Here is a 13740-nt window from a genome sequence, read left to right on the forward strand (position 1 = left end):
TACCATGAAATGGCTGATTCCCGGCATATGGCTGGCCTCCATACTGTTCGCCCACTTCCGGGGCCGTGTGCGGCTGCGCCTGTCGCGGCAGTTTCTCGACCAATCGGCGCTGCTGGCGCCGGTAAATGCCCTGATGGTGCTGTGCTCGCGCGTGCCCACCACTGCCTACCTGCCCACCCGCGAGATCCCTGAACTGCAGGTGCTGGACGACAACTGGGAAACCATCCGCGACGAAGCCTTGAAAATGGCCGAGCTGCGGCGCATCAAGGCGGCCGAACACCACGACGACATTGGTTTCAATTCGTTCTTCAAGTATGGCTGGAAGCGCTTCTACCTGAAATGGTACGACGCGCGGCACCCGTCGGCCGAAGAACTGTGCCCGCGCACCGTCGAAATACTGAAGCGCCTGCCCAAGGTCAAGGCCGCCATGTTCGCCGAGCTGCCGCCCGGCGGCAAACTGAACCGCCACCGCGATCCCTTTGCCGGATCGCTGCGCTACCACCTGGGCCTGGCCACGCCGAACGACGACGGCTGCCACATCATTGTCGACGGCGAAACCTACAGCTGGCGCGACGGCGAGAGCGTGGTGTTCGACGAAACCTACGTGCACGAAGCCTACAACAACACTGAAGCCAACCGCATCATCCTGTTCTGCGATGTCGAGCGCCCCCTGAAATGGCGCTGGGCCGAGGCCTTCAACCGCTGGTTCGGCCGCGTGGTCATGTCGGCGGCCAGCTCGCCCAACGACAGCGGCGACCAGACGGGCGCCATCAACAAGCTGACCCATGCGCACTGGGTCATCGACCAGAAGCGCAAGCAGTTCAAGGCCTGGAACCGCACGGTGTACAAGGCCACCAAGTGGGGGCTGATCGTGCTGGTAATCGCGGCCTTCCTGGCCTGGTAGGCGCGGCCCTGCTTGCGTGGCCGGTATCAGGCATCTGCGGAGCCTGACATACGGGCGGCGGGCGCCCTTAGCACTCGACGATGTTCACCGCCAGGCCGCCACGGGCTGTTTCCTTGTATTTGGTTTTCATGTCGGCGCCGGTTTCGCGCATGGTCTTGATGACCGAGTCCAGCGACACATAGTGGTGGCCGTCGCCGCGCAAGGCCATGCGGGCCGCGTTCACCGCCTTGACCGAAGCCATGGCGTTGCGCTCGATACAGGGTATTTGCACCAGGCCGCCCACGGGGTCGCAGGTCAGCCCCAGGTTGTGTTCCATGCCGATCTCGGCGGCATTTTCCACCTGTTCGACCGAGCCGCCCAACACGGCCGCCAGCGCGCCGGCGGCCATGGAACAGGCCACGCCCACCTCGCCCTGGCAGCCGACCTCGGCGCCCGACAACGAGGCGTTGTACTTGTACAGCAGGCCGATGGCCGCGGCCGTCAGCAGGAAATCGCGCACGCCCTGGGGGCCGGCGCCGGGCACGAAGCGGTCGTAATAGTGCAGCACCGCCGGGATGATGCCGGCCGCGCCATTGGTGGGCGCGGTGACCACCCGCCCGCCCGCGGCGTTTTCTTCGTTGACCGCCATGGCGTACAGGTTGACCCAGTCCATGACCGACAGCGGATCGGACAGGGTGCGCTCGGCCCGCAGCGTCAGGCTGCGGTATAGCTCGGGCGCGCGGCGGCGCACTTTCAGCGGGCCGGGCAGGTCGCCGTCGGCCTCGGGATAGTTGATGCCGCAGCCGCGGCTGACGCAGTCTTGCATGACCTGCCAGATGCGGTCGAGCGCGGCGTCGACTTCGGCCTGGCTGCGCCAGGTAAGCTCGTTCTGCATCATGACCTGGGCCACGCTGTGGCCGCCCGCCCGGCACATGTCGAGCAGCTCGCGCCCAGTGCGGAACGCGAACGGCAATTGGTCGTGGGCTGCGATGATCTGGGTGTTGGCCGCGCCGGCGGTGACTACGAAGCCCCCGCCCACCGACAGGTAGCGCGATTCGCGCAGGCTGGCCCCGGCGGCATCGAAGGCATGGAATTTCATGCCGTTGGGATGTTCGGCCAGGGCTTCGCGGCGGTAGAACAGAATGTGCTCTTTTTCGACGAAGGGCACGGCAAAATGCCCCAGCAGCGGCAGCGATCTGCTGGCGCGCACCCCCTGCAGCAGGCCGGCGATGGCCGCGGGGTCGACCGTGTCGGGCGCCTGGCCCATCAGGCCCAGCAGCACGCCTTTGTCGGTGCCGTGCCCTTTGCCGGTGGCGCCCAGCGAGCCGTAGAGTTCGACCCGCACGCCAGCCACCCGGGGCAGCAGTCCGTCGCGTTCCAGGCCCTGGGCGAACAGCAGGGCCGCGCGCATCGGCCCCACCGTGTGCGAACTGGACGGCCCGATGCCGATTTTGAACAGATCGAAAGCAGATACAGCCACGGCCAGCCCCACGAAATCAACGACGGTCGAGGCATCATACGCGGGCCCGGCAGCGCTTCCAAGCCGGCCGATTTCCCCATGAGGCGCGGCCGTGCGATCATTGCTTTGTGACACGTCACTTATGCACCGCCGGCCAGGCCGGCTGATTTCACTCTGCCAGGCCAGTCATGTCGGGATTGCTTCCTTTACTCGATTTTGCCGGATACGTCGCCCTGCTGCTGTGGGGAGTGCACATGGTGCAGACGGGCGTGCAGCGCGCCTTCGGCGCCGCGCTGGGCGCCGCCCTGGGCCGCGCCCTGGGCACCCGGCTGCGCGCTTTCGCCACGGGCCTGGGCATTACAGCGGCGCTGCAAAGCAGCACCGCCACCGGCCTGATGATCACCGGCTTCGCCGCCGGCGGCGTGGTGGCCCTGGTGCCGGCGCTGGCCGCCATGCTGGGCGCCAATGTCGGCACCACGCTGATCGTGCAGGTGCTGTCGTTCGACCTGACTTCGCTGGCCCCGATACTGATCCTGGCCGGCGTCTGGATGTTCCGGCGCTACCCACCCGGCCGCACGCGCGACCTGGGCCGCGTATTCATCGGCCTGGGGTTGCTGCTGCTGTCGCTGCACCAGTTGGTGGAACTGTTCGCGCCCTTGCAGAATGCGCCGCTGCTGGCCCAGGTGCTCGAGGCCCTGGCCACCCAGCCGGTAGCGGCCGTGGTGCTGGCGGCGGCGCTGGCCTGGGCGGCGCATTCCAGCGTGGCCATCGTGGTGCTGGTGATGTCGCTGGCCGCCCATCATCTGGTGGCGCCCGAACTGGCCTTCGCGCTGGTAATGGGCGCGAACCTGGGCACGGCGGTCAACCCCATGATCGAAGGCGTCAGCGGCGACGACCCGGCCGCCCGCCGCCTGCCGCTGGGCAACCTGCTGACGCGCGTGGCCGGGGTGGTGGTCGGCCTGGTGCTGCTGCCCTGGCTGCCCGCCTGGATGACCATGCTGGACAGCGACAATGCGCGCGGCGTGGCCAACTTCCATACCGTGTTCAACCTGGTCATTGCACTGGTGTTCCTGCCGCTGCTGGCGCCGTATGCCGCCCTGCTGACGCGTTGGCTGCCCAAACGCACCGACCCCAACGACCCGGCCCGTCCGCAATACCTGGACGAGGCCGCCCATGACGTGCCGGCCGTGGCGCTGGGCAACGCGGCCCGCGAGGCCTTGCGCATGGCCGACATGCTGCAGACCCTGCTGCTGTACGCGCGCGCCGGCTTCAAGCGCGACAACCGCCATCGCCTGGTGCAGGCCCGCCAGCTGGACAACGCGCTGGACAAGATCGAAAACGCCATTACCACTTACCTGGCCCTGCTCGACCGCGAGAACATGACGGGCGACGACGTGCGGCGCCTGGACGATATCCTGGCGTTCGCCAGCAATATCGGCCATGCCGCCGACATCGCCTACCACGGCCTGCTCAATCACGTGGCGCGCCTGCGCAAGCAGGGCTGGACCCTGCCGCCCGAACAGCGCCAGCGGCTGGACGAAACGCTGGCGCGCCTGATCGCCAACCAGCGCGAGGCCGCCGCGCTGCTGGTCAACGACGACGTGCGGCAGGCGCGCGAACTGGCCGGCGAAAAGGCGCGCTTTCGCGCGCTGGAAACCGAAGAAGCCGAATCGCACCTGCTCAAGATCAAGGCCGGCGAAGTCGACGCCGCCGAAGTCGGCGCGCTGTACCTGGACATCCTGCGCGACATGAAAAGCATCAACTCGCACCTGGTGGGCGCCTCGGCCTACCCGCTGCTGGCGCGCCATGGCGAGCTGCTGCCGAGCCGCCTGCGCGAATCGGGCGGCTGAGCCGCCGCGGCCCGCACTTCAGGCCGCCGGAAGACCGGCTTAGGCAATAAAAAATAGGCGATCGCGTCGGCGGGCCAGCACACTATGGCTCATAACGAAGCCGACGCGGCGTCTGTCCGCGGACGCGGCCATCTTCCCACCGGCAGGAGACAACCATGCCATCGATCCGCTGCGCCGCGTTCGCGGCCGCCATGCTTCTGTGCGCCTCGGCGCCCGCCCTGGCCGCCTGGCCGGAGCGTCCCGTCATCATCATCGTGCCGGCAGCGCCCGGCGGCACCACCGACATGGCCACCCGCATCATTGCCGACAAACTGGGCGCCAAGCTGGGCCAGTCGGTGGTGGTCGAGAACCGGGCCGGCGCGGCCGGCATCATCGGCACGCAGCAGCTGGTGCGGGCCCAGCCCGACGGCTACACGCTGATCATGGGCAATATCGGCCCCAACGCCATCAACTACAGCATGTACCGCGACCTGCCCTACAAGCCGGCGGATTTCGCGCCCATCACACTGGTGATCTCGGTGCCCAATGTGCTGGTCGTGAACGCGCAATCGCCGGCCCGCAGCGCCGGCGAACTGATCGGGATGCTGCGCAAGGATCCCGGCAAATACTCCTTCGGTTCGTCGGGCACGGGCCAGTCGCCGCACTTGTCCGGCGAGCTCTTCAAGCAGCGCGCCGGCGTGCAGGCCACGCACGTTCCGTACAAAGGCGCAGGCCCCGCCGTGGCCGCCCTGCTGGCGGACCAGTTCACCTTCATGATCGACAACCTGCCCAGCTCGCTGCCGCACATCCAGTCCGGCAAATTCCGCGCCCTGGCGGTCACCAGCGCCAAGCGCGTGCCCGAATTGCCCGACGTGCCCACCATGGCCGAAGCCGGCATCAAGGACATGGTCGTGACGGCATGGTTCGGGCTGCTGGCGCCGGCCGGCACGCCTGCCCCGGTCATCGACCGCCTGTCCGCGGCCGCCCGCGAAGTGCTGGCCATGCCCGAGGTGCAACAGCGCTTCCACGCCATGGGTGGCCAGGCCGGCGGCAATTCGCCCGCCGAGTTCGGCGCCTATATCGACCAGGAACGCAGCCGCTGGCACGACACGGTGCAGGCCGCCGGGCTGGCGCCGAAGTAAGCCCGTCCGTTCGCGGGCAGTGCCGCAAGGCGGCGCGCCAGGCGCCGCGCGGCTTCGTCACCAGGAGATAGCGTCATGCAGAAAAGCTTGTTCCGCTGGATTGCGGTGCTCTCGGGGTGCGCCGGACTGCTGGCCGGCGCCGCCGCGGCGGCCGCGCCGGACTATCCCAGCCGGCCCATTACCCTGCTGATTCCGTATCCGCCCGGCGGCAGCGCCGACATGCTGGGCAGGCCGCTGTCGGCCGCCCTGCAGCAGCGGCTGGGCCAGCCGGTGGTGCTGGAATACAAGCCGGGCGCGGGCGGTTCGATCGCCACCGCGCAGTTGGCGCGCTCCAGGCCCGACGGCTACACCGTGCTGATGGTGCTGGCCGCGCACGCCATCAACCCCAGCCTGTACATGTCACTGCCCTACGACACCCGCAAGGATTTCGCGCCGGTGTCGCTGGCGGCCACCCTGCCGATGCTGGTGGCCGCCCCCCTGTCCACTCCGGCCGACAGCATTCCCGAGCTGATCGACTACGCGCGCAAGAACCCGGGCAAGCTGACTTTCGCCTCGGCCGGCCCCGGCAATACCAGCCACCTGTCGGCCGAGATGTTCAAGAAAGCCACCGGCATCGACATGCTGCACGTGCCGTACAAGGGCAGCGGCCCGGCGGTGGTGGCCTTGCTGGCGGGCGAAGTGTCGCTGATGTTCGACAGCATTTCCACGTCGCTGCCGCAGGTGAAGGCCGGCAAGCTGAAAGCCCTGGCCGTCACCAGCGAAACCCGCTCGCCCTTGCTGCCCGACGTGCCGACCATCCAGGAGTCGGGCGTGCCGGGCTTCGTGGTGAACGGCTGGTATGGCATCCTGGCGCCGGCGGGCACGCCGCCCGCCGTGGTGGACAAGCTCAGCGGCGCCATTGCCGAATCGCTGCGCGAGCCCGCGCTGCGGCAGCAGCTGACGGGCTATGGCTATACGCCGATAGGCAGCACGCCGCAGGCTTTCGGACAGCTTATCGACAGCGAACTCGCGCGCTGGAGCCGGGCAGTGCGGGATTCGGGCGCCACCATACAGCAATAGCCGCAAGCAGGCGGTGCGCTATAGCAGCGTCTGCAGGTCGTCGAAAATGGCCTGCCATTCGGCTTCGTCGATATCCATGAAGCCGAAAAATCGCAGCATGAAGGCCCCTTCGGTAGCCAGGAACGCCAGGCGGGCGCGGCGCCCTGCCGGGGTGGACAGGTCCAGCCCGGCAATGCGCTGCCGGTACCACAGCCGCGTGCTGGCCAGGTGTTCCGGGGTCTGGGCCAGGGCCGCCAGCAGGCTGGCCGACTTGGCGCTGACCTCGTCGGTGCGCCGCGTGGCCGCTACATGCGCACGCACCGCGTCCAGCGGGTCGGCGCTGCCCGCCGCAACCTCGGCGAAGATCCGGTCATAGGCGGCGCCCCAGCGTTCGAACAGCGCGTCGATCAGGGCGTCTTTGTTGCCGAAGCAATACTGCACGCCCCCCTTGGTGATGCCCACCGCCCTGGCCACGGCATCGATCGTCAACCCGGCCGCGCCGGAGGCCTCGATGATGGTTTCGGCGGCGTCCAGCAACTGTTCGCGGTCTACGGTGCGGCGGCGGCCCATGATTATTTTGCCCTTTTTTTTCAATACATACGTATGGATTTAAATTATAATGGCCAGACGCATCCGGCGCCAGGCTGGATGCCGGCCCTTTTCGCCGGCATCGCCTCAGTGCCGGCGGAAATCCCATGTTTTCCCGGTCCCATCGCTGGCTGGTTCTGGCCATTGTGTCGGTCGATCTATTCCTGATCGTCATCGATATGTCGGTACTCTACACGGCGCTGCCGCAGCTTACCCAGGCCCTGGGCGCCTCCGCGTCCGAGAAACTGTGGATCGTCAACGCCTATCCGCTGGCGGTGGCCGGCCTGCTGCCGGGCATGGGCACGCTGTCGGACCGCTACGGCCCCAAGCGGCTGTTCACCGGCGGCCTGGCCGTATTCGGCGCGGCCTCGCTGGCCGCGGCCTGGGCGATGAGCCCCGCCTGGCTGATCGCCGCGCGCGTGCTGCTGGCCGTGGGCGCGGCCATGATGATGCCGGCCACGCTGGCCATCATTCGCCATGCATTCGACGATGCGCGCGAGCGCGCGCTGGCCATCGGCATCTGGGCGGCCGTCGCCTCCGGAGGCGCAGCCTTCGGCCCGGTGGTGGGCGGCGCCCTGCTGGAGCATTTCTGGTGGGGCTCGGTGTTCCTGATCAACGTGCCCATTGTGCTGGTGGTACTGCCGCTGGCGCTGTGGCTGGTGAACGACCATCGCGGCTCGGCCACGCGCCGCTGGGACCTGTTCGGCTCGCTGCAGATCCTGGCCGGACTGGTGGGCGTGGTGGTCGCCGTGAAGGAAATCAGCCAGCGCGACCCGTCCCATGGCCTGGCGCTGGCCAGCGGGCTGGCGGGCGCGGCAGTGCTGGCGGCGTTCGTGCGGCGGCAGTTGCGCATGGCCGAGCCGTTAATCGATTTCCGCCTGTTCCGCGATCGCAGGTTCAGCGGGGCGATCACGGTGGCATTGGTGGCCTCGGTGGCGTTCGCGGGAGTCGAGCTGATATTCAGCCAATGGCTGCAGCTGGTGCGCGGCCTGTCGCCGCTGCAGGCGGGCCTGTTCATCCTGCCGGCGCCGCTGGCCGCCTTTGTAGCAGGCCCCGTGGCCGGCCTGCTGCTGCCCCGCCTGGGCGAGAACCGCAGCATGTGGGTCGCCACGCTGGCCGCCGGGCTGGGCGCCCTGGCCTTGGCAGGGCTGTACCAGGCCGCGCCCGCCTGGCAACTGGCCAGCCTGGCGCTGTTGGGCTTCGGGCTGGGCGCGGCCATGACCGCGGCCTCGAGCGCCGTTCTGGCCGGCGCGCCGGCCGACCGTGCCGGCATGGCGGCCTCGGTGGAAGAAATGTCGTATGAAGTGGGCGCGGTGCTGGGCGTGGCGCTAATGGGCAGCCTGGCCACCGCGGCCTATGGCGCCACGCTGGCGCTGCCCGACGGCCTGGCCGTGCCGGCCGCTGTGCGCGACAGCCTGGACCAGGCGCTGGCGGCCGCCGCGACGGCCAGCCCTGCCGCGGCCGCCCAACTGGCCGCCCTGGCGCGCGGCGCCTTCGACCACGCATTCGTGGCGGTACTGTCAGCCACGGCGGCCCTGCTGCTGGCCACGTCCTGGGCGCTGCGGCGGCATGGGCCGGCCGCTGCCGCGCCCTGAGGATCAGCCCAGGTAGCGCTGGAACCACGCCAGCATGCGCTGCCAGCCGTCGCGCGCCTCGGCCTCGCAGTACATGGGGCGGTAGTCCGCCAGGAAGCCGTGGCCGGCATCCGGGTACACCACCATTTCGGAGGCGCGCGCCGCTGCGTTGCCCTGGGCCAGCTTGGCTTTCAGGGCCTCGACGTCCGCCAATGGGATGCTGGCGTCTTTCGCGCCATACAGCCCCAGTACCGGCGCGTGGATATCGGCCGCGACGTCCAGCACCACTTTCTTGATCAGCGGCCCGTGGCCGGCGCTGAGTTTGCCATACCAGGCCACGCCGGCCTTGATGGAGGGATTATGGGCCGCGTACATCCAGGTCAGGCGGCCGCCCCAGCAAAAGCCGGTGATGCCGGCCCGGGCGGTGTCGCCCCCATGCTGCCCGGCCCAGGCCAGGCAGGCGTCGAGGTCGGCGTAGACCTGTTCGTCGGGCACCTTGGCGACGATTTCCTGGACCAGCTTGGGCACGTCGGTGTAGGCGGACGCGTCGCCCTGGCGCTGGTACAGTTCGGCCGCGATGGCCAGGTAGCCGGCCTTGGCCAGCCGGCGGCAGACGTCTTTGATGTGCTCGTGCACGCCGAAGATTTCCTGCACCACCAGCACGACCGGCAGCCCCGACTTGCCTTGCGGGGCCGCGTAATACGCGGCGATGGTGCCATCGTGCACGGGCAGGTCGAAGTCGCCGTGGACCAGGCCTTCGGTGTCGGTATGAATGGCGGTGGCAGTGGGCTGGCCTGCCGCGGGGGCAAAACTCATGACGGGGCTCCTGTACTGCGGGCCCGCGCGCGGGCCCTAGTGCGAGTGAACGGGCGGCGCCGCTGTTTCATGCGCCGCGTGGCTGAAGGCGGCATCGTGGCCATGCTCGTGCGCGGGGCCATGGTGCAGGAATGATGTGACGCCATAGATGACGATAACCCCTGCGCCCACCAGCAGCAACTGCGGCACGGCTTCGGCCAGCGAGCCGCGCTCGTGCATTTGCGGGATCAGGTCGGCCACCGAGATGTACAGGAAGCTGCTGGCGGCGATGACCAGCACGTAGGGCACCCACTGCTGCGCCTGCTGCAGCACGAAGTAGCCGGCCAGCCCGCCCAGCGCCGTGCACAGGCTGGTGAACAGGATCAGCATGAACGCCCGGCGGCGCGCCAGACCGGCGTTGATCAGCACGACGAAGTCGCCCAGCTTGTGGGGCACTTCATGCACGATGATGGACGCCGCGGTCAGCAGGCCCAGCACCGGATCGGCCAGGAAAGCCGCCGCCACCAGCACGCCGTCGCACAGGTTGTGCAGCGAACTGCCCACCAGGATAAGCACGCCGCCGCGGCCGGCCTCATGCCGGTCGTGGCCCTTGTGATGGTGGTGGCCGTCGCCCTCGTGGTGATGGCTGTGCCGCAGCAGCGCGATTTTTTCCAGCACGAAGAATCCCAGCAGGCCGGCCAGCATCAACGCGAACAGCGTGTGCGCGTCGGCCGTGGCGTTCTCGAAGGCTTCGGGCAGCAAGTGCAGCAGCGCCACCGACAGCAATACCCCCACCGACAGGCTGACCATGTGGTGCAGGTATTTGCTGAAAACGCGAAACGCCAGCCAGCTGGCGATGGACACGGCGATGAGGCCGCCGGCCACCGTGGCCAGCAAGATCGAGAGAAGCAACATGGAAGGTGCGGCGGGAAGGGGCGAGAAGCAATATTATATCGTTACAACGCCGCCCTGCCCCCGAGGCTCAGTGGGCCTGTTCCCAATTGGGGCCCACGCCCACCTCGGCCACCAGCGGCACCCGCAGCTCGGCCACGCCGCACATCAGTTCGGGCAAGCGGGCGCGCACGGTGTCCAGTTCGTTGTCGGGCACTTCGAGCACCAGTTCATCGTGCACCTGCATGATCATGCGGGTAGCCAGGCGTTCGGCGTCGAGCCAGTCTTGAACGGCCACCATGGCCATCTTGATGAGGTCGGCCGCCGTGCCCTGCATGGGCGCATTGATGGCGGCGCGCTCGGCGCCCTGCCGGCGCGGCCCCGAGGCGGCGCGGATATCCGGCATCTGCAGGCGGCGGCCGAATACGGTTTCCACATAACCCTGCTGGCGCGCCAGCTGGCGGGTGTGCTCCATGTACTGCGCCACGCCCGGATAGCGGGCGAAATAGCGGTCGATGTAGGCCTGGGCGGCATCGCGTGTGATGCCCAGGTTCGAGGCCAGGCCGAACACCCCCATGCCGTAGATCAGGCCGAAATTGATGGCCTTGGCGGCGCGGCGCTGCTCGGCGCCGACCTGGTCCAGCGCCACGCCGAAGATCTCGGAAGCCGTGGCGCGGTGGATGTCTTCGCCGGCGGCGAACGCCTGCTGCAGATTGGCGTCGTCGGACACATGCGCCATGATGCGCAGCTCGATCTGCGAATAGTCGGCCGACACCAGCACGCCGCGCTCGGCGATGAAGGCCTCGCGCACGCGGCGCCCCGCCTCGGTGCGCACCGGAATGTTCTGCAGGTTGGGATCGGACGACGCCAGCCGCCCGGTAATGACCGCCGCCTGCGAGTAATGCGTGTGCACCCGGCCGGTGCGCGCGTTGATCATGCGCGGCAGCTTGTCGGTATACGTGGACTTCAGCTTGGACAGGCCGCGGTATTCCAGCAGCACCTGGGGCAGCGGGTAATCTTGCGCCAGCCGGGTCAGTACTTCTTCGTCGGTGGACGGCGCGCCGCCGGCAGTCTTGCGCACCACCGGCAACTGCATGCGGCCGAACAGGATTTCGCCCAGCTGCTTGGGGGAATTCAGGTTGAAGGGCTGGCCCGCCAGTTCATAGGCGCGCTGTTCGAGCTGCAGCATTTCCTGGCCCAGCCGGTGGCTTTGGCGGCCCAGCTCGGCGGCGTCGACCTTGACGCCGTTGCGCTCGATCACGGTCAGGACGCGCGACACCTGGATTTCGAGCTGGTAAATGCGCTCGAGCCCTGCATCGGCGGCCACCCGCGGACGCAGCGCGTGATGCAGCTGCAAGGTGAAGTCGGCGTCTTCGCAGGCGTAGTGGCCGGCCTGCTCGACCGCCACTTCGTCGAAGCCGATCTGCTTGGCTCCCTTGCCGCACAGTTCTTCATAGGTGATGCCGCCGCGCCCCAGGTAGCGCTGCGCCAGGTCGTTCAGGCCCACCCCGCGGTGCGATTCCAGCACATAAGCCTGCAGCATGGTGTCGTCTTGTATGCCGGCCAGCGCGACGCCCTCGTTGGCGAACACATGGGTGTCGTACTTGGCGTGGTGCAGCAGCTTGGCGCGCGTCGGGTCTTGCAGCCAGCCGCGCATGCGCTCGAGCACTTCTTGCTTGGGCAGTTGCTCGGCGCTGTCGGGACCGCGGTGGGCCAGCGGGATATAGCAGGCCACGCCCGGCGCCAGCGCCATCGACATGCCGACCAGGCTGGCCTGCATTTCATCGAGCGAGGTGGTTTCGGTATCCAGCGCCACCAGCGGCGCCTCGGCCGCCTGGGCCATCCATTCGTCGAAGGCCGGCCAGGTGGAGATGATCTGGTAGCGCAGCTCGGCCGGGGCGGCCGGGGCCTCGGCAATGACCCGGGCATCGCCCTGGGGCACGCGCTGGGCATCGCCCGTGAGTTCGCGCAGCCAGGTGCGGAACCCGTAGCGCTCGTACAGAGCCTGCAGCGTGTCGGTATCGGGCTGGCGCGGCGCCAGGTCGTCGATGTGGTCGACGTGGCCGGCCAGGTCGCAATCGCATTTCACGGTCAGCAGCTGGCGCGTCAGGGGAAACTGGCCGATGGCTTCGCGCAGGTTGTTGCCGGCCACGCCCTTGATGGTGTCGGCCTGCTCGACCAGCGCGCCGATCGAGCCGAATTCGGCCAGCCACTTCACCGCTGTTTTGGGCCCCACCTTGGCAACCCCAGGCACGTTGTCGACGGCGTCGCCCACCAGCATCAGGTAATCGACGATGCGCTCGGGCGGCACGCCGAATTTGTTGCGCACGCCGGTTTCGTCGAGCACTTCGCCGCTCATGGTGTTGACCAGCGTGACATGCGCGTCGACCAGCTGGGCGAGGTCTTTGTCGCCCGTGGACACCACGGTGCGTATGCCCTGGCTTGACGCCCGGCATGCCAGGGTGCCGATGATGTCGTCGGCCTCGACCCCCTCGATGGCCAGCACCGGCCAGCCCAGCGCCCGCACCGCCTGGTGAATGGGCTCGATCTGGGCCGCCAGGTCTTCGGGCATGGGAGGCCGATGAGATTTATAGTCGGGATAGAGGTCGTCGCGGAAGGTCTTGCCGCGGGCGTCGAAAATGCATGCCGCGTAATCTGCTTTATGGTCCGAGACCAGCTTGCGCAGCATATTGACGACGCCGTACAGCGCGCCCGTAGGATCACCTTGCGCATTGCGCAAATCGGGCATAGCGTGGAAGGCGCGGTACAAGTAGCTCGAACCGTCTACCAGCAATAAGGTTTTATTCATGGTTACAAAGGCAGAACTAGAAACGCCCGCCGGCAAGCAAATACCGGTGATTATGTCAGAGATACGGGCGGCGGCAGAAAAACTGGCCGATATCGGCCCCGCCGTCAGCGTGTTCGGCAGCGCCCGCATCAGCCGCGATTCGCCCCATTATGAAACGTGCGAGGCCATTTCGGCCGCCCTGGCCGAAGCCGGCTTTGCCGTCATCGCCGGCGGCGGGCCGGGCATCATGGAAGCCGCCAACAAAGGCGCCTTCGAAGCCGGCGGCACCAGCGTCGGGCTGAACATCAGCCTGCCGCACGAAGCGCACAACAACGAATACCAGACTATCAGCCTGTCGTTTGAGTATTTCTACTCGCGCAAGGCCACTTTCTTCATGCACAGCTTCGCCTACGTGTCGCTGCCCGGCGGCTTCGGCACGATGGACGAATTGTTCGAGGCGCTGACGCTGATCCAGACCGGCAAGGTGCCGCCGGCGCCGGTGATTCTGGTGGGCAGCGAATACTGGCATGGCCTGGTCGACTGGCTGGCCGACCAGATGCTGCCCAACGGCATGATCGCCGCGCACGATCTGGACCTGTTCACGGTGGAAGACGACCCGCGAAAAGTGGTGCGGCGGGTGGTGGAATTCCATGCCGAGCGGCGCAGCGGCGCCCAGTACGCGCCGTCGCTGCCGGGCTGACCGGACAGCCGCCGCAAGCCGCCAACCCGGCCCGCGACGCGGGCGGGGCGCAT

At 68.0% G+C, this 13740-nt stretch carries 11 protein-coding genes; 6 read left to right on the forward strand and 5 right to left on the reverse strand.

Annotated elements, in window-relative coordinates; all coding sequences use genetic code 11:
* Nucleotides 1-4: 4 nt before the first annotated feature.
* Nucleotides 5-904 carry a lipid A hydroxylase LpxO gene (gene lpxO / locus J2P76_RS12350; protein WP_207407808.1) on the forward strand — a complete coding sequence of 300 codons (900 nt, stop codon included), beginning with the start codon at nt 5-7 and terminating at the stop codon, nt 902-904.
* Between the two features lie 67 nt (nt 905-971).
* Here lpxO and J2P76_RS12355 read toward each other — a convergent pair whose 3' ends face one another.
* Complete coding sequence (locus tag J2P76_RS12355) at nt 972-2363, reverse strand: L-serine ammonia-lyase (protein ID WP_207407815.1); 1392 nt, start codon at nt 2361-2363, stop codon at nt 972-974.
* 167 nt (nt 2364-2530) lie between these two features.
* Here J2P76_RS12355 and J2P76_RS12360 point away from each other — a divergent pair, with 167 nt between their 5' ends.
* The 3 genes from J2P76_RS12360 to J2P76_RS12370 all read left to right on the forward strand — a co-directional run bounded on the left by J2P76_RS12360 (nt 2531) and on the right by J2P76_RS12370 (nt 6372).
* Nucleotides 2531-4192: a Na/Pi cotransporter family protein gene (locus J2P76_RS12360; RefSeq protein ID WP_207407816.1), complete on the forward strand. Its 1662-nt coding sequence runs from the start codon at nt 2531-2533 to the stop codon at nt 4190-4192.
* 155 nt (nt 4193-4347) lie between these two features.
* Nucleotides 4348-5313: a Bug family tripartite tricarboxylate transporter substrate binding protein gene (locus J2P76_RS12365; protein WP_207407818.1), complete on the forward strand. Its 966-nt coding sequence runs from the start codon at nt 4348-4350 to the stop codon at nt 5311-5313.
* 75 nt (nt 5314-5388) lie between these two features.
* The gene (locus J2P76_RS12370; RefSeq protein ID WP_207407820.1) at nt 5389-6372 is read left to right on the forward strand and encodes a tripartite tricarboxylate transporter substrate binding protein; all 984 of its coding nucleotides are present in this window, start codon (nt 5389-5391) and stop codon (nt 6370-6372) included.
* Nucleotides 6373-6390: 18 nt separating this feature from the next.
* Here the strand turns inward: J2P76_RS12370 and J2P76_RS12375 are convergent, their stop codons facing one another.
* Entirely contained in the window at nt 6391-6921 is a 531-nt protein-coding gene (locus tag J2P76_RS12375) for a TetR/AcrR family transcriptional regulator (RefSeq protein ID WP_207407821.1), read from the reverse strand.
* A 125-nt stretch (nt 6922-7046) separates the two neighbouring features.
* Between J2P76_RS12375 and J2P76_RS12380 the strand changes: the two genes are divergently transcribed.
* The gene (locus J2P76_RS12380; RefSeq protein WP_207407823.1) at nt 7047-8534 is read left to right on the forward strand and encodes an MFS transporter; all 1488 of its coding nucleotides are present in this window, start codon (nt 7047-7049) and stop codon (nt 8532-8534) included.
* Nucleotides 8535-8537: 3 nt separating this feature from the next.
* On the opposite strand, the gene J2P76_RS12385 is transcribed toward J2P76_RS12380, so the two are convergent.
* The 3 genes from J2P76_RS12385 to polA all read right to left on the reverse strand — a co-directional run bounded on the left by J2P76_RS12385 (nt 8538) and on the right by polA (nt 13008).
* The gene (locus J2P76_RS12385; RefSeq protein WP_207407825.1) at nt 8538-9329 is read right to left on the reverse strand and encodes a dienelactone hydrolase family protein; all 792 of its coding nucleotides are present in this window, start codon (nt 9327-9329) and stop codon (nt 8538-8540) included.
* A gap of 36 nt (nt 9330-9365) precedes the next feature.
* Nucleotides 9366-10223, reverse strand: coding sequence for a ZIP family metal transporter (locus J2P76_RS12390; protein ID WP_207407827.1), 858 nt, complete (start codon nt 10221-10223; stop codon nt 9366-9368).
* 67 nt (nt 10224-10290) lie between these two features.
* Entirely contained in the window at nt 10291-13008 is a 2718-nt protein-coding gene (gene polA / locus J2P76_RS12395) for a DNA polymerase I (protein WP_207407829.1), read from the reverse strand.
* A gap of 52 nt (nt 13009-13060) precedes the next feature.
* On the opposite strand from polA, the gene J2P76_RS12400 reads away from it, so the two are divergent.
* A complete protein-coding gene (locus J2P76_RS12400) occupies nt 13061-13687 on the forward strand; it encodes a TIGR00730 family Rossman fold protein (RefSeq protein WP_207407831.1) in 627 nt (208 codons plus the stop codon).
* The last annotated feature ends 53 nt before the right edge of the window (nt 13688-13740 follow it).

Origin of the sequence: Bordetella petrii (assembly GCF_017356245.1) — a bacterium.
GTDB classification, from domain to species: domain Bacteria; phylum Pseudomonadota; class Gammaproteobacteria; order Burkholderiales; family Burkholderiaceae_B; genus Bordetella_A; species Bordetella_A petrii_D.

Coding starts and splice junctions, on each gene's coding strand:
- J2P76_RS12400 (WP_207407831.1), top strand. CDS start 13,061: ATGTCAGAGATACGGGCGGCGGCAGAAAAACTGGCCGATATCGGCCCC.
- J2P76_RS12375 (WP_207407821.1), bottom strand. CDS start 6,921: ATGGGCCGCCGCCGCACCGTAGACCGCGAACAGTTGCTGGACGCCGCC.
- J2P76_RS12365 (WP_207407818.1), top strand. CDS start 4,348: ATGCCATCGATCCGCTGCGCCGCGTTCGCGGCCGCCATGCTTCTGTGC.
- J2P76_RS12390 (WP_207407827.1), bottom strand. CDS start 10,223: ATGTTGCTTCTCTCGATCTTGCTGGCCACGGTGGCCGGCGGCCTCATC.
- J2P76_RS12370 (WP_207407820.1), top strand. CDS start 5,389: ATGCAGAAAAGCTTGTTCCGCTGGATTGCGGTGCTCTCGGGGTGCGCC.
- J2P76_RS12385 (WP_207407825.1), bottom strand. CDS start 9,329: ATGAGTTTTGCCCCCGCGGCAGGCCAGCCCACTGCCACCGCCATTCAT.
- lpxO (WP_207407808.1), top strand. CDS start 5: ATGAAATGGCTGATTCCCGGCATATGGCTGGCCTCCATACTGTTCGCC.
- J2P76_RS12380 (WP_207407823.1), top strand. CDS start 7,047: ATGTTTTCCCGGTCCCATCGCTGGCTGGTTCTGGCCATTGTGTCGGTC.
- polA (WP_207407829.1), bottom strand. CDS start 13,008: ATGAATAAAACCTTATTGCTGGTAGACGGTTCGAGCTACTTGTACCGC.
- J2P76_RS12360 (WP_207407816.1), top strand. CDS start 2,531: ATGTCGGGATTGCTTCCTTTACTCGATTTTGCCGGATACGTCGCCCTG.